The sequence below is a fragment of the Streptomyces antimicrobicus genome, assembly GCF_020532625.1.
GTDB lineage: Bacteria > Actinomycetota > Actinomycetes > Streptomycetales > Streptomycetaceae > Streptomyces > Streptomyces antimicrobicus.
This window is the reverse complement of sequence record NZ_JAJAUY010000015.1, coordinates 20,508-40,857: the sequence shown is the minus strand read 5'-3', so window position 1 is coordinate 40,857 and position 20,350 is coordinate 20,508. Positions and strand designations below refer to the sequence as shown.

Here is a 20,350-nt window from a genome sequence, read left to right as displayed (position 1 = left end):
TGACTTGAGGGGAAAACCGGATCGGCGGGATGGTTTGTGCTGCGTGCGCTGCCCGAATTCCCGTGGCGGCGCGTTCGCCGGTATTCCGCGGTGTCCCGAACCGCCGTAGCCCCCGACCGAGGTGGAGTCATGTCTCCTGCCCAGCACACGTCGCTGCCCTTGACGGCAGCCCAGAGCGGTGTCTGGTTCGCGCACCAGCTCAATCAGAATTCTCCCGTCTACAACGTCGGCGAATTCGTGGAAATCCACGGGCCGGTCGACGGCGACGTGTTCGAGGCGGCCCTGCGCCAAGTGGTCGGTGAGACGGGGGCCTTGCACATCCGGCCCGTCGAGGGGCCCGGCGGCCCCGAGCAGGTGCTGGGAGAGCCCGCCGGCGCCCGGCTCGTGCGGCTGGACCTGTCCGGGGAGGCCGACCCGGAGGCCGCGGCACGCGCGTACATCACCGAGGACCTGGCCCGGCCCGTCGACCTGGACACCGGGCAGCTGTACGCGTACGCGCTGGTCAAGCTGGCCGAGGACCGCTACTTCTGGCACCAGCGCTACCACCACGTCCTGGTGGACGCCTTCGGCGCCGCGGCCGTCACCGCGCGGGTCGCCCGGGTCTACACCGCGCTGGCCGCCGGCGGGACGACCGGCCCGGCCGCCGCCGAGGGGGCCTTCGGGCCGTACCCGGCGCTGCTGGAGGGCGAGGCCGCCTACCGCGCCTCGACGGAGTACGAGGAGGACCGGCGGTACTGGACCGGGCGGTTCGCGCAGCGGCCCGAGGAGATCGCCTCGTTCGCCGGGTCGGGGCGCGCCGCCGAACCCTCGGACACGTTCCTGCGGCGGGTGGCCCACCTGCCGCCCGAGGTGCTCGACGGGCTGCGCGCCACCGCGCGGGGCTTCCGTACGAGCTGGTCGGCGGTGGTGGTCGCGGCCGTGGCGGCGTACCTGCACCGGGTCACCGGGCTGGCGGACGTCACCGTCGGCGTGCCGGTCTCCGCCCGGCAGGGGGCGCAGGCGCGGAACATCCCGGGCATGGTGTCCAACGAGCTTCCGCTGCGCGTCACGCTCGGACCGCAGATGACGGTCGCGGAGGTGGTGCGCAGCGTGGCCGCGGAGCTCAAGGGGCTGCTGCGCCACCAGCGTTACCCGTACGGGGACCTGCGGCGCGAGCTGCGGCTGCTCGACGAGGGGCGGCACCTGTTCGGGCCGATGGTGAACATCATGCCCTTCGACTTCGACGTCACGTTCGCCGGGCACCCCATCACCGTCCACAACATGTCCAACGGACCCGTCGGGGACCTGTCCGTGGCCGTCTTCGAGCGTTCCGGGGGCAGCGGGCTGCAGCTGGCCTTCGACGCCAATCCGGCGCTGTACGACGCGGACGAACTGGCCCGGATCCAGGAGCGGTTCCTCGCCTTCCTGACCTCCCTCGCCGCGGCGGACGCCGAGCTGCCCCTGGGCCGGCTGGACACCCTGACCGTCCCGGAGACCGAGGCCGCCCGGTCCGCCGCCGTCGTGCCGGCGCGGCCGGTCGCCCCCGCCACTGTCGCCGAGCTGTTCGCCGCCCAGGCCGCCCGTACGCCGGCTGCCCGGGCGCTGGTGTGCGGCGGGCGGGCGCTCACCTTCGGCGAGGTCGACGCCCGGGCCAACCAGTTGGCGCACCTGCTGGCCGGCTGGGGGGTCGGGCCCGAGCAGCTGGTGGCGCTGGCGCTGCCGCGCGGCGCGGACACGGTCGTCGCCATGCTCGGAGTCCTCAAGGCCGGCGCCGCCTACGTACCGCTGGACGCGGAGCATCCGGCCGAACGGACCCGGCAGATCCTCACCGAGACCGATCCGGCGCTGATCGTGACGACCGCGGCCCTGGCCGGCGCGCTGCCCGCGCACGACGAGGCCCGGGTGCTGTTCCTGGAGGACGCCGGGCTGGGGCTGCCCGGCCTGCCCGACACCGACCCCGCCGACCGCGACCGCACCCGGCCGCTGCTGCCCGCCCACCTCGCCTACGTCATCCACACCTCCGGCTCCACCGGCCGGCCCAAGGGGGTCGCCGTCGAGCACCGCAGCCTGAGCAACCTCTACGAGCACCACCGGCGGGTGCTGATCGAGCCCGCGGCGGCGGAGGCCGGCGGGCGGCGGCTGCGGGTGGCGCTGACCAACGCGTTCGTCTTCGACGCCTCCTGGACCGCGCTGCTGTGGCTGGTCGCCGGGCACGAACTGCACGTCGTCGACGACGAGGTGCGCCGGGACGCCGGTGCCCTCGCCGCCTACGCCGCCCGGCACGCCGTGGACGTGCTGGACACCACGCCCACCCACGCCCGTCAGCTGCTGAGCGCCGGACTGCTCGGGGGCGAGGTGCGCCCGCGGGTGCTGGTGCTCGGCGGGGAGGACGTCCCCGCCGACCTGTGGGCGCAGCTGCGCGCCTGCGAGGGAGTGACCGCCCGCAACGTCTACGGGCCCACCGAGTGCACGGTCGATTCGATGTACTGCGACCTGCGGGACGCCGCCGCCCCCGCCCTCGGGCGGCCCGTCGACAACCTGGGTGTCCGCGTCCTGGACGGCGCGCTGCGCCCCGTCGCGGACGGGGCGGTGGGCGAGCTGTTCCTGTCGGGTGCCGGGCTGGCCCGCGGCTACCTGGGCCGGGGCGCGCTCACCGCGGAGCGGTTCGTCGCCGACCCGTTCGGGGCGCCCGGGGAGCGCATGTACCGCACCGGTGACCTGGTGCGCCGCGGTCCCGACGGGCTGCTGGTCTACGGGGGCCGGGCGGACACGCAGGTCAAGCTGCGCGGCATGCGGATCGAGCCCGGGGAGATCGAGTCCGTCCTGGCCGCCCACCCCGGCGTCGCCGAGTGCGGCGTGGTGGTGCGCGAGGACCTGGCGGGCGTGCGCCGGCTGGTCGCGTACGTGGTGCCCGCCCCCGGCGGCGCCGTGCCGGAGGCGGCCGCCCTGCGCGAGCACTGTGCCGCGTCGCTGCCGGAGTACATGGTCCCGGCCGCCTGCGTCGTCCTGGACGCCCTGCCGCTGACCCACAACGGCAAGCTCGACCGCGCGGCGCTGCCCGCGCCGCAGATCACCGCCGACACCGGCGGCCGGGCACCGCGCACCCCGGCCGAGGAGACGCTGTGCGCCCTGTTCGCCGAGCTGCTCGGGGTGGGCGGGGTCGGCGTCGACGACAGCTTCTTCGCCCTGGGCGGTGACTCGCCGCTGGCCGTACGGCTGGCCGCGCGCGCCCGGGAGGCCTCGGTCGTCATCGATCCGCGCGACGTCTTCCGCCACAAGACCGTCGCGGCGCTCGCCGAGGCGGCGCGCCGACCGGCGGCCGGACCGGCGGCCGGTCCGGTGTCCGACGCGGCCGACCGGGCGGACGACCGCGAGCGTGCCGCGCCGTCCGGGGCGGACGACGCCGATCGTGCCGCGCTGGACGTGGCGTACCCCGGGCACACCGAGGTGCTGCCGCTGACACCGCTGCAGGAGGGCATGCTGTTCCACGCCCAGTACGAGGGCGCGGGCGGGGCGGCGGCCGGCATCGACCCGTACCTCACCCAGACCGTGTACGACCTGTCGGGACCGCTGCGCGCGGCGGAGCTGCGGGCCGCCTGCGACGCGCTCCTGGCCCGGCACGAGACCCTGCGCGCGGCCTTCGCCCCCACCGCGTCCGGCCGGGCCGTACAGGTGGTCACGGCGGTACGGCGGGTGCCGTGGGCGGAGCTGGACCTGACGGCGCTGCCCGCGGCGGCCCGGCAGGAGCGGCTGGCCGCCGAGCTGGCCGCCGACCGGGCGCGCCCGTTCGACATGGCCGCGGCGCCGCTGGTGCGCTTCCTGCTCGTCCGGTTGGAGCCCGAGCGGCACGCCTTGGTCCTGACGGGCCACCACATCGTGCTGGACGGGGCCTCGCTCGGCCTGGTCCTGGACGACCTCCTCGACGGGTACGGGGGCGGCACCGGCACGCGGGCCCCCGAGCCCAGGCCGTCGCTGCGCGCCTACACCGAGTGGCTGGCCGGCCAGGACGCGGATGCGGCCCGGGAGGCGTGGGCCGCCGCGCTGGAGGGCGTGCAGGAGGCGGCCGCGACGGTGCCCGGCGCGGACCCGGGCCGGCCGCCTGCCCCGGCCGAGCAGGTGTGCCTGGCCCTCGACCCCGCCCGCACGCGCGCCCTGACCGCCGCCGCGCGGGCCCGTTCCCTGACGCCCAACACCGTCGTGCAGACGGCCTGGGCGGCCACCCTCGCCCAGCTGACCGGCCGCGACGACGTCGTCTTCGGCACCACCGTCTCGCTGCGCCCGGCCGATCTGCCCGGTGTCGAGCACCTGGCCGGTCTCCTGATCAACACCGTGCCGGTACGCGTACGGCTCGACCCGGCCGAGCCGCTGCAGGAACTGCTCGCCCGGGTCCAGGACGAACAGGCCGCGCTCCTGGGCCACCACCACCTGGGCCTGGCCGAGGTGCGTCGGCGGACCGGGCTGGACCGGCTGTTCGACACCTCCACCGTGTTCGAGAACCACTCCGGCGGTCCGCGGGCCGTCCGGCAGGCGGCCGGGCTCACCGTGCGCACCGCCGACAGCTACGGCGCCACCCACTACCCGCTCACCCTGATCGCCGAGCCGGGCGAGGAGCTGTCGCTGCGGCTCGCCTACCGCCCCGACCTGGTCGACCGCGCCACCGCACAGGCCGTCCTGGCCCGTACCGCGCGCTTCCTGGAGGCGTTCACCGACACTCCCGACGCCCCGCTGGCCGCCGTGGACCTCCTCTCCCCCGCCGAGCGGTCCCGGGTGCTGCACGAGTGGAACGCGGCCGCCGCTCCGGCGTCGGACACCGCCGTGCACCTGCGGTTCGCCGAGCAGGCGGCCCGCACACCCGACGCCGTCGCGGTCACCGGCGACGGCGGCACCCTGACCTACGCCGAGCTCGACGCCCGCGCCGAGACGCTGGCGCGCCGGCTGCTCGCCGGTGGCCTGCGGCCCGAGGAGCGGGTGGCCGTCCTCCAGGAACGCTCGTGCGAGCTGATCGTCTCCCTGCTGGCCGTGCTCAAGGCGGGCGGCGCGTACATGCCGCTCGACGCGCGGTCCCCCGCGCAGCGGCTGCGGGCGATGGTCCGGGGCGCGGGAGTCGGTGTCCTGCTGACCGACCTCGCCTCGCGGGAGGCGGCCGGGCAGCTGGGGGTCGACCGGCTGGTCGTCGTCGACGACCCGGCCGCGGCCGCCGCCCGTGACACGGCCGCCGCGGACGTCGCGACCGGCGTCGGTGGGACGACCGGCGCGGGCGGCACGCACGGCGTCGGCGCGCTGCCCGAAGTGGCCGCGGACCGGCTCGCCTACGTGATGTTCACCTCGGGTTCGACCGGCGAGCCCAAGGGCGTCGGCGTCACCCACCGGGCCGTGCTCGACCTGGCCGGGGACGGCGCGTTCGCCGGCGCGGCGCACCGTTCGGTGCTCCAGCACTCCACCCAGGCCTTCGACGCGGCGACGTACGAGATGTGGGTGCCCCTGCTCCGGGGCGGCCGCGTCGTCCTCGCGCCGCCGGGGCAGCTCGACGGGCCGGCCCTGCGGCGACTGGTCACCGAGCACGGCGTGCGCGCCGTGTGGCTGACCGCCGGGCTGTTCCGGCTGCTGGCCGAGGAGTCGCCGGCCTGCTTCGCGGGACTGGCGGAGGTGTGGGCGGGCGGTGACGTCGTCCCCGGCCAGGCCGTCCGCCAGGTCCTCGACGCCCATCCCGGTCTGGTCGTCGTCAACGGCTACGGCCCCACCGAGACCACCGTGTTCGCGGCCCGGCACCGGATGCCCGCCGGGCAGGAGGTACCGGCGGCGCCGCCCGTCGGGCGGCCCCTGGACGGCATGCGCGCCTACGTCCTGGACCGTGCGCTGCGACCCGTACCGCCGGGCACGGCCGGCGAACTGCATCTGGCGGGCGCCGGACTCGCGCGCGGCTACCTCGACCGCCCGGAGGCGACGGCCGAACGTTTCGTCGCCGACCCGTTCGGAACGCCGGGCGGCCGCATGTACCGCACCGGCGACCTGGTCCGCTGGAACGACCGCGGCGAACTGGTCTTCCTCGGCCGTGCGGACGACCAGGTCAAGGTGCGCGGCTTCCGGGTCGAGCCCGGCGAGATCGAGGACGCCCTGACCGGCCACCCCGCGGTCTCCCAGGCGTGCGTGGTGGCGCGCGAGGACAGCCCGGGCGTCAAGCGGCTGACCGCCTACGTCGTGCCGGCGCCCGGCGCCGGGGCTCCGTCGGACGCCGAACTGCGCGCCCATCTGGTTCCGTTGCTCGCCGACTACCAGATACCGGCCGCGTTCGTGGCGCTGGACGGTCTGCCGCTGACCCGCAACGGCAAGATCGACCGGCGCGCCCTTCCGGCGCCCGCGGCGCCCGCGGTCACCGCCACGGGGGCCGCCGGTGCCGACGGGGCCCGACGCGCCCCGTCGGGTCCGCGCGAGGAGGTGCTGTGCGCCCTCTTCGGCGAGGTCCTCGGTCTGGCCGGGGTCGGCCCGGAGGACGGGTTCTTCACCCTCGGCGGTGACTCCATCCTCTCGGTCCGCCTGGTCGCGCGGGCCGGCCGGGCGGGGCTCGTCATCACCCCGCAGGACGTCTTCACGCACCCCACCCCCGCGGCGCTCGCCGCGGTGGCCCGCGACGCCGGGCCGGAACCCGCCGACGGCGCCGGCACCGCCGCGGCGGACCTGGCTCCGCCCACCCTTCCCGACGACGAACTGGCCGAACTGCTGGCCGAATGGGAGTCCGCCCAGTGACCGCCGCACCGCACACCCCCAGCACCTCCGGCGCCCCCCGCGCCTCCAGCATCTCCACGACACCGACGACGCCGACGACGCCGACGGCACCGGCGACACCGGCGACACCGAGCGGGCCCGAGGTCTGGCCGCTGACTCCGCTGCAGGAAGGCATGCTCTTCCACGCCCTGTACGACGACGAGGGCAGCGACCCGTACACCGTGCAGACCTCGCTGGAGCTGACCGGACCGCTCGACCCGGCCGTGCTGCGCGCGGCGTGCGAGGGCGTGGTGCACCGGCACGCCGCCCTGCGGGCCGGGTTCCTCCAGCGCGCGAACGGCCGGGCGGTTCAGATCGTCCCGGACACCGTCGAGGTGCCCTGGGCCGAGGACGACCTGAGCGTGCTGCCGCAGAACCGTCGGCCGGCCGCGCTCGACCGGATCACGACCGAGGACCGCGAGCGCCGCTTCACCCTCTCCGCGCCCGCGCTCGTACGGTTCCGGCTGCTGCGCACGGACGCGGACCGGCACGTGCTGCTGATGACCTATCACCACATCCTGCTGGACGGCTGGTCGCTGCCGCTGGTGCTGCGCGACCTGTTCGAGCTGTACGAGCGGGGCGGGAGCGGTGCGGGCCTGCCCGCGGCGCCGTCGTTCCGGCGCCATCTGGGCTGGCTGGCCGGGCAGGACCGCGAGGGCGCCGAGCAGGCGTGGCGCGGTGCCCTGGCGGGCCTGGAGGAGCCCACGGTCCTGGCACCCGCCGGGTCGGGGGGCGGCCGGCCGGGGGTGTTCCCGCAGCGTGTGGTCACCGACCTGCCGGAGCCGCTGACGGCCGAGCTGGCCCGCTTCGCCCGCTCCCGGGGCCTGACGGTCAACACCCTGGTGCAGACCGCGTGGGCGCTGCTGCTGTCGCGGGTGACCGGCCGCCAGGACGTGGTGTTCGGCGCGACGGTCGCGGGCCGGCCGGCGCACCTGCCGGGCGTGGAGGAGACGGTGGGGCTGTTCATCAACACCGTGCCGGTCCGGGTCCGCCTCGATCCCGCCGAGCCGTCGGGGGCGCTGCTGGAGCGCGTCCAGCGGGAGCAGTCGGCGCTGCTGGCGCACCACCACCTCGGTCTCGCCGACATCCAGCGGACGGCCGGGGTGGGCGAGGTGTTCGACACCGCGGTCGTCTTCGAGAACGCCCCCTTCGACGAGGAGGCGCTGGAGCGGACGTTCGGCGGGGTCCGGGTACGGCTGCTGGAGGACACGGCCGCCACCGGCACCATGCACTACCCCCTCAGTCTGGTGGCCGTCCCCGGGCGGCGGCTGCGCCTGGACCTCAGCCACCGCGCCGACGTGGTCGACGAGGCCACCGCCCGGCGCCTGGCCCGGGCCCTGGAACGGATCCTGGCGGCCCTGGCCGCCGGTCCCGACCTGCCCTGCGCGGCCGTCGGCGCGGTGGACGACGAGGACCGGGCGGCACTGCTGCGGGCCGGACGCGGGCCGCGGGTGGCGCACCCGGAGACCACGCTGCCGGCGCTGTTCGCCGCGCAGGCCGCCCGCACCCCCGACGCGACGGCCGTCGTCTTCGAGGGCGAGGCGCTGACGTACGCCGCGCTCGACGCCCGCGCCACCCGCCTGGCCCACGCGCTGCGGGCCCGGGGTGCGGGTCCCGGCCGGATCGTGGCCGTCGCCCTGCCCCGCTCCCTGGAGCTGCTGGTGACGCTGTACGCCGTGCACAAGGCGGGGGCCGCGTACCTGCCGGTGGACCCGGACTATCCGGCGGACCGGGTGCGGTACATGCTCGACGACGCCGCTCCCGCCCTGGTCGTCACGCCCGAGCTGCACGCCCGGCTGGCCGAGGAGGCCGCAGGCGGCGACGGCGCGGCCGCCGCGGGGCCGCTGCCGTGCGTCGATCCGCGCGAGCCGGCCTACCTGCTCTACACCTCCGGTTCCACGGGCCGGCCCAAGGGGGTGCTCGTCCCCCACCAGGGCATCGTCAACCGGCTGTTGTGGATGCAGTCCGCCTACGGGCTGACGGCGGCCGACCGGGTGCTGCAGAAGACGCCGTCGAGCTTCGACGTGTCGGTGTGGGAGTTCTTCTGGCCGCTGATCACCGGCGCCACGCTGGTGGTGGCCCGGCCCGACGGCCACAAGGACCCCGAGTACCTGGCGGAGCTGATCCGCCGCGAGGGCGTGACGACGCTGCACTTCGTGCCGTCCATGCTGGAGTCGTTCCTGCGCAGTCCGGCCGCCGCCGGCTGCACGGGCCTGCGCCGCGTCATCTGCAGCGGCGAGGCGCTGCCCACCTCGCTCGCCGACCGCTTCCACCGCCTCTTCGACGCCGCCGGCACCGAACTGCACAACCTGTACGGGCCCACCGAGGCCTCGGTCGACGTCACGCACCGGCGCAGCGCGCCCGGCCTGGCCACGGCGTCGGTGCCGATCGGCCGGCCGGTGGACAACACCGCCGTGTACGTCCTGGACGCGGGTCTGCAGCCGGCCCGTCCGGGCGCGCCCGGCGAGCTGTACCTGGCGGGCGTCCAGCTCGCGCACGGCTACCACGGGCGGCAGGAGCTGACGGCCGAGCGGTTCGTGGCGGACCCGTTCGGGCCGCCGGGCTCCCGGATGTACCGGACGGGCGACATCGTGCGCTTCACCGAGGACGGGGAGCTGCTCTACCTCGGGCGGGCGGACGACCAGGTCAAGATCCGCGGCTTCCGCATCGAGCTGGGCGAGATCGAAGCCGTGCTGGCCGCGCACCCGCGGGTGGGCACGGCGGCGGTCGTCGTCCGCGAGGACCGGCCCGGCGTCAAGCAGTTGGTCGCCTACGTGGTCCCGGCGGGCGGGGCGGGGGCCGACCGCGGCGACGGGCCTGCCGCGCCCGACGGGCGCGACGGGCACGAGGAGTCCGGCGGGCACGAGGAGTGCGACGGGCTCGACACGGAGGAGCTGCGGGCGCACTGCGCCGCCGGGCTGCCCGAGCACATGGTCCCGCAGGCCTTCGTGGCGCTGCCCGGGCTGCCGCTGTCGCTGAGCGGGAAGCTCGACCGCAAGGCGCTGCCCGCCCCGGTGTTCACCGCGACCGGCGGGCGCGAGGCCCGCGGTCCGGTGGAGGAGCTCCTGTGCGGGCTGTTCGCCGAGGTACTCGGCGTGGCGGGGGTCGGGCCGGACGACGGGTTCTTCGAACTCGGCGGTGACTCGATCCTCTCCATCCAGCTGGTGGCCCGGGCGCGGCGCGCCGGGCTGGTCCTGACCCCGAGGGAGGTCTTCCAGCACCGCACGGTCGCCGCGCTCGCGCTGGTGGCCGCCCCGGCGGACGCCGCTGCGGCGGCGGAGCCCGAGGACGCCGGGACCGGCGACGTACCGCTGCTGCCCATCGCCCACTGGCTGCGCGAGCAGGGCGGCCCGGTGGCCGGGTTCCACCAGTCCGCGCTGGTCCGCGTACCGGCGGGACTGCGCGAGGAGGACCTGCTCGCCGCCCTCCAGGCGGTCCTCGACCGGCACGACGCGCTGCGGCTGCGGCTGCGGACCGGGCCGGACGGCGCCGGGCCGGACGGCGCCGCACCCGACGGCACGGGGCCGGACGGCACGGGGCCCGACGGCACGGGGCTCGACGGCACGGGGCCGGACGGCGCCGACCGCTGGTCCGTGGAGGTCGCCGCGCGCGGCAGCGTACGGGCCGCCGACTGCCTCACCCGGCACCACGGCCCCGCGCAGGACCTGGGGCGCCTGGCCGAGGCCGCCCGGCAGGACCTCGACCCCCGCAGCGGCCGGATCCTGCGCGCCGTATGGCTCGACGGCGGCGACACCGAGCCCGGACGCCTGCTGCTGGTGGTGCACCACCTCGCCGTGGACGGCGTGTCCTGGCGGATCCTGCTGCCCGACCTCGCGGCCGCCTGGCGGGCCGCGGCCGCCGGGAAGGACGCGTTCGCCGCGCTGGACGCGGTGCCGACCTCCCTGCGCACCTGGTCGCACCGCCTGGTCGAGGAGGCCCGCTCCGCGGCGCGGACGGCCGAACTGCCGCTGTGGCAGGCGATGTCCGCCGCCGAGGACCCGCTGCTGACCTCCCGGCCGCTGGACCCCGCCCGTGACGTCTACGCCACCCGTCGGGACCTCACCCTCACCCTGCCCGCCGACGAGACGGCGGCGCTGCTGACGTCCGTGCCCGAGGCGTTCCACGCAGGCGTCGACGACGTGCTCCTCACCGCCCTCGCGCTGGCCGTCGCCCACTGGCGCGGGCCGGCGGGTCCGGCGGGGACGGGCGGTGTCCTGGTCGACCTGGAGGGCCACGGCCGGCAGGAGGAGATCGCCCCCGGGCTGGACCTGTCCCGGACGGTGGGCTGGTTCACGGCCCTGTACCCCGTACGCCTCGACGCCCAGGTCACCGACTGGGACGAGGTGTTCGGCGGCGGCCCCGCCCTCGGCCGTGCCGTCAAGGCCGTCAAGGAGCAGCTGCGCGCCGTACCGGACCGGGGCCTCGGCTACGGCCTGCTGCGCCACCTCAACCCCGACACCGCGCCGCTGCTCGCCGCGGGCCCCACCCCGCAGATCGGCTTCAACTACCTGGGCCGCTTCACCGCGGGCCGGGCCGCCGACTGGGAAGCCGCCGACGGGCCCGAGGGCACCTTCAGCCCGGCCGATCCGGGGATGCCGCTGCCGCACGCCGTGGACCTGAACGCGGCCACCGAGGACCGACCCGACGGGTCCCGCCTGGTCGCCCACTGGTCCTGGCCCGGCGGCCTCCTCGACGCCGACCGGGTACGGAACCTCGCCGAGACCTGGTTCCGCGTCCTGGGCGCGCTCGTCCGGCACACCGCCGCAGGCGGCGCGGGGGGTCTCACGCCGTCCGACCTCGGGGTGGTGGCGATCACGGGCGAGCGGGTCGGCCAGCCGGAGGTCGACGAGCTCGAAGCGCGGTGGGCCCGGCACGGGTTGACCGACGTCCTGCCGCTGTCGCCGTTGCAGGAAGGGCTGTTGTTCCACGCCCTGTACGACGAGGAGACCGCGGACGTCTACACCGTGCAGCTGGCCCTGGCGCTCGACGGCCCGGCCGACCCGGAGGCGCTGCGCGCCGCCTGCCAGGACCTGGTCACCCGGCACGCCCCCTTGCGCACCGCCTTCGGCGCCCTCGGCTCGGGCACCCCGGTCCAGCTGGTGCTGCGGGACGTGGCCGCGTCCTGGTCCGCACACGACCTCGCCGGTCTGCCGCCGCTCGCCCGCGCCGACGAACGGGAGCGGATCCTGGCGGCGGACCGGGCCACCCGCTTCTCCCTGGCCGGGCCGTCCCTGGCCCGCTTCGCCCTCGTACGCGAGACCGACGAGCGGCACACCCTGGTCCTGACGGTCCATCATCTGCTGCTGGACGGATGGTCCCTGCCGGTGCTCCTGCGCGACCTGTTCGCCCTGTACGAGGCGCGCGCGAGCGGCGCCGGTCAGCTGCCCAGGCCGCTGCCCGCGGCGAGCGTCCGGGCGTACCTGGCCTGGCAGGCCGGGCAGGACGAGGACGCCGCGGAGAAGGCGTGGCGGGAGGCCCTGGCCGGGCTCGCAGGCCCGACCCTGCTGGCACCGCACGCCGCCCGCGGGGGCACCCCGCTGCTGCCCGAACGCGTCGTGACGGAGCTGACCGAGGCGGAGACCACCGCCCTCAGGGAACTGGCCCGCTCCCACGGGGTCACCCTCAACACCCTGATGCAGACGGCCTGGGCCCTGGTCCTGGCGGAGGCGACGGGGCGGCGCGACGTGGTCTTCGGTACCACCGTCTCGCTGCGGCCGGCGGAGCTGGCAGGGGTGGAGAACGGGGTCGGGCTGTTCATCAACACCGTTCCGTTGCGGGTGCGGCTGGTGGACGGCGAGCCGCTGGACCGTCTGCTGGCGCGGGTCCAGGAGGAGCAGGTGGTCCTCGCACCCCACCACCACCTGGCCCTGTCCCGCATCCACGCCCTGGCGGGCGGCACCCCGCTGTTCGACACCTCGACCGTGTTCGAGAACTACCCCGCCGACACCGCCGAGGTGCGGGTCGGAGGCCTTCGGCTGGCCGACCTGGAGGGCAGGGACGCCTACCACTACCCGATGACCCTGATGGGCGTGCCCGGCGACCGGCTCCACCTCCAACTGCGTTACCGTCCGGACCTCTTCGACCGGGACACCGCCGAGCGCACCGCAGCCCGGCTGCGGCAGGTGCTGACGGGCCTTCCGGGCAGGCCGGCCGCGGCGGCGGGTCCCGTGGACACCGTGTGCACGCTGTTCGCCGAGGTCCTCGGCGTCCACCACGTCGGCCCCGACGACGACTTCTTCGCCCTGGGCGGCGACTCGGTGCGCGCCCTGCGGCTGACCGGCCGCATCCGCGCCCTCGGGCTCGACGCGGCCCTGCCGGTGCGCGCCGTCTTCGACCGGCCCACCCCGCGGGCGCTGGCCGCGGGCCTCGGCTGACGACGTCCCTCGCCGACGACCGACGACCGACCAGCCACGACCGACTGACCGACGAACCCCACCCGACATCCGACCATCCGACACCCGACATCCCACATCCGACATCCGACATCCGACATCCGGGAGGAACCCATCATGAGCAACAGCCCCTTCGACAACCCCGACGGCACCTTCCTCGTCCTCGTCAACGACGAGAACCAGCACTCCCTGTGGCCCTCGTTCGCCGAGGTGCCCGCGGGCTGGACGGTCGCCCGGGAGCCGGGCTCGCGCCAGGAGTGCCTGGACCACATCGCCGAGCACTGGACCGACATCCGCCCCGCGAGCCTGGTCCGGGACATGGCGGCGGCCGGCGGCACCGGCACCGGCACCGACGCCGACGCCGTACGGGCGCGGTGAACGCGTCCCTCCCGACGGCGGTCACGGCCATCGCGTTCCTCGCCCGGGCCGGTCAGCTCGGCCTGTTCTCGGCGGAGGTCCTCATCCTCCTCGACCGGCAGGTCGGCGAGGACCGGATCGGGCTGGTGATGGCCGCGGCCGCGGCCGGCGGGGCGCTGGCCCAGCTCGCCGCGGGCCGCTGGGGGCACCGCGTCCGTGCCACCCGGATGACGCTGCTGGGCACGGGCCTGCAGAGCGCCGGCTGCCTGGTGTTCGCCACGCCCGCGTCCTGGCCGGTCCTGGCCGGCGCCGACTTCCTGCTGATGGCGGGCTCGGCGCTGACCTCGACGGGCCTGCGTGCCACGCTGGCCGCCCCGCCCCCCGGCGGACGGGAGCCGGGGCCGGGCGCGCTGGAGCGCGCCTACGGCCGGCTGACCGCCGCCCAGATGCTGGGCGCCCTCGCGGGGCCGCTGGGCGCGGGAGCCGTGCTCGTGCACGGCACCGCGTGGGCCGCCTGGGCCGCCACCGCCGTCACGCTCGCCGCGACCGCGGTGGCGGGTGCGGCGGACCGGCGCCGCGGTTCCCTCCCGGCTCCTCCCGTAGCGGCCCGGCCTCCGGGGCCCGGCCCCGACCGCCGTCCCGACGGCCCTGCCGGTCCGGCGGCGCCGCTGTGGCCGCTGTGGCCCCTGCTGGTGCTGCTGTTCGGGATCACCGCGCTGTACGGCGGCTACGCCGTCGTCTGGGCCGTCTACCTCCGCGAGCTCGGCGCCCAGGACCTGCTGATCGCCTGGTCGGCGGCATGTCTGGCGCTGCCGGCGCTCGTCCTGTCGCCGCGGGCCGGGGCCGTCCTGCCCCGGGTGCCGCGCACCCGGCTGATCCGCTGCGCGGCACTGGTGCTGGGCGCGTGCGCCTGCCTGTACCCGCTGCTGGGCTCCGTGGCCGCGGCGCTGGCCCTGTCGCTGGCCGAGGGCGTGCTCCTGGCCGTCGCCCTGCCGCTGGTCTCCGCGCAGGTGGCGCGGCGGGCGCCGGAGGGCCGTACGGCCCGGGCGTTCGGCCTGCTCGGCACGGCCGACGCGCTGGGCAGCGGCGTGGGCACGGCGCTGGGCGGTGCGCTGCTCGCCCAGGGCGGGGCCGGAGAGGCGTTCCGCTTCAGCGGCCTCCTGTGCCTGCTGTGCGCCGCCGCCTCCGCGCTCCCCGTCCGCCTCCGGCCACCCGCACCGGACGCCGCCCCTTCCCCTTCCCCCTCCCCTTCCCCTTCTCCTTGCGCTTCCTCCTCCCCCTCTTCCCTTTCCTCGTCCTCTTCTTCCTCTTCTTCCTCTTCAGAGATCGGCAGGTCCCCGCATGTATCACGGCCTTCCCCTTGAGTACGTCCTGTCCTCCGCCGAGACGGAGCAGATACAGCAGGCCCTGGACCGCCTGCGCGACTGCCCCGAGGGCCCGGCCCGTTCCGGGTTCTACGACCGCCACTGGGACGCGGCCCTGCACCTGCCGCCGGGGCTGCGCGGCTTCCTGGAGCACTTCCGGCGCACCGAGCCGGCCGCGGCGCTGGTGATCCACGGGTTCCCCGTCGACGACGAGGCGGTCGGCCCCACCCCGTCCCACTGGGCGGACGTACCCGTGGACGGTCCGCCGCTGGACCAGGAGCTGTTCCTGGCCATGGTGGGCACCGCCCTGGGCGACCCGTACACGTTCTCCACCCTCCAGCTGGGCCGCATCGTGCAGAACCTGCTGCCCATCCGCGGTGACGAGCTCAGGCAGAGCGGTCACGGCAGCGAGTGCCTGCTGGAGTTCCACACCGAGGACGGCTTCCATCCGGGCCGTTGCGACTACCTGCTGCTGTTCGGGACGCGCAACCACGAGCGGGTGCCGACCATCGTGTCGTCCGTGCGCGACGTCAAGCTCAGTGACGAGACGGTGGACCTCCTGCGCACGCCGCGCTTCCTGATCCGGCCCGACGACGAGCACGTGCGCCAGCTCCAGGAGCGCCATCCGGGCCACCCCGCGCTGGCCGGCATGCTGCGGATGCAGTCGGACCCCGAGCCCGTGGCGGTCCTCTCCGGCGACCGCGACCGGCCCTACCTGCGCATCGACTACCCGTTCATGACGTGCGCCGGCGAGGACGGGGCCGCGCAGGGGGCCTTGGACGAGCTGATGGAGGAGCTGGAGCGGGTGCAGATCGACGTCGTCGTGGAACAGGGCAGCCTGGCGGTGGTGGACAACTACGTCGCCGTGCACGGCCGCAGACCCTTCAGGGCGGCGCACGACGGGACCGACCGCTGGCTCAAGCGCATGATCGTCAGCCGCGACCTGCGCAAGACGACGGCGCACGCCTCGCCCACCGACGCCCGGGTCCTCTTCTGAGGCCTTCCCGCGCCCGGCACCTCCCCCATGGGTTCTCCTCAAGGAAAGGCACTGCACCTCATGCGTACCATCGTCGTGTCCGGCGGCTCCAGCGGCATCGGCAGGGCGACCGCCCTGCGCTTCGCGCGCGCCGGTGACCGGGTGATCAGCCTGGACGTCACCGAACCGCCGCGCCCGAGCGGCAGCGACGGCGAGCTCTCGTGGATCCACTGCGACGTCGCCGACTGGACGGCCGTCGACGACGCGCTGGCCCGGGTCCACCGCGACCACGGCCTCGACGTCGTCATCGCCAACGCCGGCATCAGCGTCCGGCACGGCGTGCTGGACATCACCGAAGAGGCAGCGCGCCGCGTGGTCGACGTCAACCTCCTCGGCACGCTGGGCCTGTGGCGCAGCGCGGCCCGGCTGATGACGGGCGGCCGGGGTGGAAGCGGGGACGGGAGCGGGAGCGGGAGTGGGAAGGGGGGCGGGGGCGGGGTACTGCTGGCGACGGCGTCGGTCAACGGCCGCCGCGGCTACCCGTACTACGCCGACTACAACGCCACCAAGGCCGGCGTGATCGCCCTCACCCAGACCTTCGCCCTGGAACTGAGCCCGGACATCCGGGTGGCGTGCGTCAGTCCCGGTGCCGTACTGACGCCCATGCAACTCGCCGAGTACACCGACGCGATGCTGGACGACGTCAACGCCCGGATCCCGGCGGGCCGGCACGCCTCGCCCGAAGAGATCGCGGCGGCCTTCCACTATCTGGCCTCCCCGGAGGCCGCGTTCCTGACCGGTCAGGAACTGGTCATCGACGGCGGCGAGACGGCCGGCGCGACCACCGCCGAATTCGGTACGGCCACCACCGCGACGGCACCCGCCGCAACCACTTTGTGATGTTTTGACCGGTGTGTCCTCCCCTCACTTTAGCGCCAGGCAACTTGCTGAGCGCCACGACGGGTCGAGGTGAGGCCCGGTGACGGGCAGGGTTGTCACCACAAGGCAACGCCCGGCGCGGCAGGCCCACGAGGCCCGCCGCGCCACATGACCCACCCGAACCGCCACCGACTCTGGGGGAAGCATGCCCAAGCGCTCCGTACTCGCCCTGGCCTTAGCCGCGACCGCCCTGTCCGCGCTCGGTGCCCTGGGCGCCGTCGCCGGTCCCGGCCGGGGCGGCGACGTGCTGGCCGGCGACGAGGCGCCGCGGCTGCCCGTGGTGCTCGTACCGACCACGCCCACCGTCACCGGTACGGGCCAGCTGCACGACCCGACCGACACCTCCTGGGGCGGCTGACCCTTCCCGTCCACGGGCACCGGGGCGGCATCCGAACGCGGATGCCACCCCGGTGCCGTCGTGCGTTCAGCGGGCTGCGGGAGACAGCAGCAGCGCCGCGTCCTGGGAGCCGTCGGCGGCCGGGCCGGTACGGCGGGTCCACCGGTCGGGTACGTAGAGCAGCTCACCGGCCCGCAGCCGGTAGCGGAAGCGGCGTTCCCCCGCGCCCGCGGCGCCGGGCCCCCCTCGGGGCCCGGTCGGCGGTCCGGTCAGGGTCCAGGTCCGCGAACCGTGCAGCTGGCGCACGAGCAGGTGGCCGTGCCCGCGCCCGGCGGTCGGGGGCAGGACGGCGACCGTGAGGCGGGTGAGCAGGGCCAGCCGGCGGGCGAGCAAGGGGAAGGCGTACGGGTCCGCGGCCGGGGCCGGGTCGTCGTACTCGGGCCACAGGACGCCGGGGGCCCGGCCGTAGTGCACGGCGAGGAACAGGGCGAGTTCCATCGCGTGGGCCCGCCCGCCCGCAGGCCGGCCCGCAGGCCCGCCTGCGCCGCCGGCGTCCGGCATCGTCGGGTCGTGTGTCGGCCAGTCCATGATCGCCCCCGTACGCAGAAGTGCCCGCCGCCCCGGTGCTGGGCACGGGGCGGCGGGGAGGGGGCGAGCGTCTTTCCCGCCCCGTCCGCGCAGCATCACCCACGGCACGGGGCGGGCGTAAGACACGGGAACGCGGGACCGGGAACGCGGGGCACGCCGCGGGCGCGATGGCCGGCGGGCCGGTTCAGTCGCCGCCGGGCACACCCGCGCACGGCTCACCGGGCACACCCGCGGACGGCTCACCGGGCACCCGCGCGGACCCCTCGCCGGGCACGTGCGCGACCCCCTCGCCCGGTGTGTCGGAGGGCCCCTCGCCGGACGCCCGGCCGGACGCCTCGCCCGGCGCCCCGGCGGCGTTGAGCAGGCCGCGGGTGGCGGCGGCCACGCCGGCCTGGAAGCGGCTGCCCGCGCCGAGCTCCTCCATGATGTCGGCGATGTGCCGGCGCGCGGTGCGCAGGGACATGCCGAGCCGGCGGGCGATGGCCTCGTCCTTCAGGCCGGCGGCCAGCAGCCGGATGATGGTCTCGTGGATCTCGCGGGCCACTTCGGCGAGGTCCTGGCCGTTGGGGCTCTGGAACGGGGTGGCGTGGTCCCAGGCCTGCTCGAAGACGTCGACCAGATAGGCCACGGTCGAGGGTTCGCGGATGACGACGGCGCCCCAACTGCCGTCCCGCACGGGTATGAAGGCCAGTTCGCGGTCGAAGACGATGAGTCTGCCGAAGAGTTCGTGCGCCGTGCGGTACTCGGCGCCGAGCGCCGAGATGGCCATGGCGTAGGCCTGACTGGGCCCGTTGAAGCGGGCGGTGTGGTGGTACAGGCAGCGCATGGAGATGCCGCGCCGGAGCATGACCTCGTCGCGGCGGATGGCTTCCTGCATGGCCGCCGGATAGCGGCTGCCGCCGCCCGGCTGACTGCTGAGGACCTCGAACCTGCAGTTCTCGGAGGCCTTGTTGAGGGCGCTGCGCACGTCCTCCAAGTGGTGGATGACCTCCAGCGCCTCCCCGGTGGAGCGGCGCCTCAGGTAGTGCGGCGCGAACCGGTCGAGGTCCTCGCGGATACGACTGATCTCGCGCTGGTGCTCGCGGATGCGTTCCTCGAGCGGCGCGGCTTGCCGGGAGGCGGCGGTCTCCGGCGCCACGGCGAACGCGACGGACGGGTCCGTCGGGCTCAGGTGCAGCAACTGGGCGGCCAGCAGCCGCTCGACGCTCTCGGCCGCCTCCTGGGGCCGGAGCCCCGTGCCGGCCGCCACCGCGTCCGCCGTGACCGTTCGGTGTTCGAGGACCCATCCGTAGACGTCGACGTCCACGTCCTGTAGATCTGACACCACTCTTGCCCTATTTTGCACTTTTTCGCCCCGGGTCGCCTTGCTGCCAGGCACTTTGGTGAGGTGCCCGCCCCCTCGCATCAGCATACGCAAGACGAAAGGCTGAGCGAGACGTTCGAACGGCGCGTCGCCGCTGCCCACGAGCGTCTCCTGACACCGACCGACCCCACCGGAGCCCGTCATGCACGAGAGTGACCTCGGCCAGAAGCCCGCCGCCGCCCAGCTGACCCCCCGCGAGGAGGAGGTCCTCGCCCACCTCGCCAAGGGCGACACGTACCGGATGATCGCCTACCGGATGGGCCTGAGCCCGCACACCGTGGACACCTACCTGCGGCGGCTGCGCAGCAAGACGGGCGCGGTCAACCGGACCCAGCTCACGCACGTGGCCTTCCGCCTCGGCTACGGGCCCTCGGCGGCGCAGGTGTTCGTGCCCGAGGCCCGGGCCCGCGCCCGCCACGCCTGACCGGCCGGGCCCGCGCCGGTCCTTCCGGTACCGGGCACACGTGACTTGAGGGCCTTTCCGCCCGGCGGCACAGTATTCCTCACCGGCCCGAAAAACCGGTCCGCGGAAAAGGCGGGAACCCGAAGAAACCATCGGTTCACCCCGCCTCCGCGAAACATCCGAGCATTCCAGCGCCCCGCTCCCGATTCCGGGATCCGCCGTCTGGAATTCCCGTCGACCGGAGGGAAACGACCGTGCCGCGCCGCCCCGCCACCACCCGGCCTTTCAACAGCCACATGCACCAGGTCCTCGACGCCGTCACCGCGCTGCCGGCCGGCGCGAGCGTCCTGGACGCCGGCTGCGGCGGCGGCGCCGTCGCCCGCTGGCTGGCCGAGGAGGGCGGCTACGACGTCCTCGGGATCGACCTGGAACTGCCCGCCGACGCCGCCACCCACGGGCGCCTGGCCCTGCCCGGCGGCGGCGGCCTCCAGCTGGACACCGGCGACCTGCTCCACCTGGCCGCGGAGCCCGGCCGGCGCCGGTACGACGCCGTGCTGCTGTTCGGCGTCCTGCACTACGGCGGCAGCGCCGACGCCGTACGCCGCATGCTGCGCGCCGCCGACCGACTGGCCGCGCCCTCCGCGCCGATCGGCCTCAGCTGGATCTGCGACGAGGTCCCGCTGACCTACGAGGAGGCCTACCTGCCCGGCCGCCACCTGGTCGGGGCCGCCCTCACCGCACTCGGCCGCACCCGCGCGCACAGCAGCGACCGCGACATCACGCACACCCACGGCGGCAGCCCCGTGCACGACCACCGGATCGTCTACGAGATCTGGCGCCGCCCCTGAGACTCCCGCCGCTCCAGCGGCGGGTGACGCAAGAAGAGAAAC

At 75.6% G+C, this 20,350-nt stretch carries 11 protein-coding genes; 9 read left to right on the top strand and 2 right to left on the bottom strand.

Annotated features, from left to right (window positions below):
* Positions 1–129 precede the first annotated feature (129 nt).
* The 7 genes from LG632_RS06430 to LG632_RS06400 all read left to right on the top strand — a co-directional run bounded on the left by LG632_RS06430 (position 130) and on the right by LG632_RS06400 (position 17,127).
* On the top strand, positions 130–6,723 hold the full coding sequence (locus LG632_RS06430) for a non-ribosomal peptide synthetase (RefSeq protein WP_226725843.1): 6,594 nt from the start codon (positions 130–132) through the stop codon (positions 6,721–6,723).
* On the top strand, positions 6,720–13,115 hold the full coding sequence (locus LG632_RS06425; RefSeq protein WP_226725842.1) for a non-ribosomal peptide synthetase: 6,396 nt from the start codon (positions 6,720–6,722) through the stop codon (positions 13,113–13,115). The genes LG632_RS06430 and LG632_RS06425 overlap by 4 nt, the downstream gene beginning before the upstream one ends.
* A gap of 135 nt (positions 13,116–13,250) precedes the next feature.
* Entirely contained in the window at positions 13,251–13,511 is a 261-nt protein-coding gene (locus LG632_RS06420) for an MbtH family protein (RefSeq protein ID WP_226725841.1), read from the top strand.
* Entirely contained in the window at positions 13,508–14,854 is a 1,347-nt protein-coding gene (locus LG632_RS06415) for an MFS transporter (protein WP_226725840.1), read from the top strand. Before LG632_RS06420 ends, LG632_RS06415 begins: the two co-directional genes overlap by 4 nt.
* A complete protein-coding gene (gene gntD / locus LG632_RS06410) occupies positions 14,832–15,851 on the top strand; it encodes a guanitoxin biosynthesis L-enduracididine beta-hydroxylase GntD (RefSeq protein ID WP_226725839.1) in 1,020 nt (339 codons plus the stop codon). Before LG632_RS06415 ends, gntD begins: the two co-directional genes overlap by 23 nt.
* Before the next feature lie 60 nt (positions 15,852–15,911).
* A complete protein-coding gene (locus LG632_RS06405; RefSeq protein ID WP_226725838.1) occupies positions 15,912–16,730 on the top strand; it encodes an SDR family NAD(P)-dependent oxidoreductase in 819 nt (272 codons plus the stop codon).
* Positions 16,731–16,914: 184 nt separating this feature from the next.
* Positions 16,915–17,127, top strand: a complete 213-nt coding sequence (locus LG632_RS06400) for a hypothetical protein (protein ID WP_226725837.1) — start codon at positions 16,915–16,917, stop codon at positions 17,125–17,127.
* A 66-nt stretch (positions 17,128–17,193) separates the two neighbouring features.
* Here the strand turns inward: LG632_RS06400 and LG632_RS06395 are convergent, their stop codons facing one another.
* Both LG632_RS06395 and LG632_RS06390 read right to left on the bottom strand, forming a co-directional pair.
* A complete protein-coding gene (locus LG632_RS06395) occupies positions 17,194–17,694 on the bottom strand; it encodes a hypothetical protein (protein WP_226725836.1) in 501 nt (166 codons plus the stop codon).
* Between the two features lie 184 nt (positions 17,695–17,878).
* A complete protein-coding gene (locus tag LG632_RS06390; protein WP_226725835.1) occupies positions 17,879–19,018 on the bottom strand; it encodes a helix-turn-helix transcriptional regulator in 1,140 nt (379 codons plus the stop codon).
* A 181-nt stretch (positions 19,019–19,199) separates the two neighbouring features.
* On the opposite strand from LG632_RS06390, the gene LG632_RS06385 reads away from it, so the two are divergent.
* The gene (locus tag LG632_RS06385; protein ID WP_226725834.1) at positions 19,200–19,481 is read left to right on the top strand and encodes a response regulator transcription factor; all 282 of its coding nucleotides are present in this window, start codon (positions 19,200–19,202) and stop codon (positions 19,479–19,481) included.
* 233 nt (positions 19,482–19,714) lie between these two features.
* The gene (locus LG632_RS06380) at positions 19,715–20,308 is read left to right on the top strand and encodes a class I SAM-dependent methyltransferase (protein WP_226725833.1); all 594 of its coding nucleotides are present in this window, start codon (positions 19,715–19,717) and stop codon (positions 20,306–20,308) included.
* The last annotated feature ends 42 nt before the right edge of the window (positions 20,309–20,350 follow it).

What these genes read in the sequence shown, in the direction of transcription:
- LG632_RS06430 (WP_226725843.1), top strand. Translation starts at nt 130, where the DNA reads ATGTCTCCTGCCCAGCACACGTCGCTGCCCTTGACGGCAGCCCAGAGC.
- LG632_RS06420 (WP_226725841.1), top strand. Translation starts at nt 13,251, where the DNA reads ATGAGCAACAGCCCCTTCGACAACCCCGACGGCACCTTCCTCGTCCTC.
- gntD (WP_226725839.1), top strand. Translation starts at nt 14,832, where the DNA reads ATGTATCACGGCCTTCCCCTTGAGTACGTCCTGTCCTCCGCCGAGACG.
- LG632_RS06405 (WP_226725838.1), top strand. Translation starts at nt 15,912, where the DNA reads ATGCGTACCATCGTCGTGTCCGGCGGCTCCAGCGGCATCGGCAGGGCG.
- LG632_RS06400 (WP_226725837.1), top strand. Translation starts at nt 16,915, where the DNA reads ATGCCCAAGCGCTCCGTACTCGCCCTGGCCTTAGCCGCGACCGCCCTG.
- LG632_RS06395 (WP_226725836.1), bottom strand. Translation starts at nt 17,694, where the DNA reads ATGGACTGGCCGACACACGACCCGACGATGCCGGACGCCGGCGGCGCA.
- LG632_RS06385 (WP_226725834.1), top strand. Translation starts at nt 19,200, where the DNA reads ATGCACGAGAGTGACCTCGGCCAGAAGCCCGCCGCCGCCCAGCTGACC.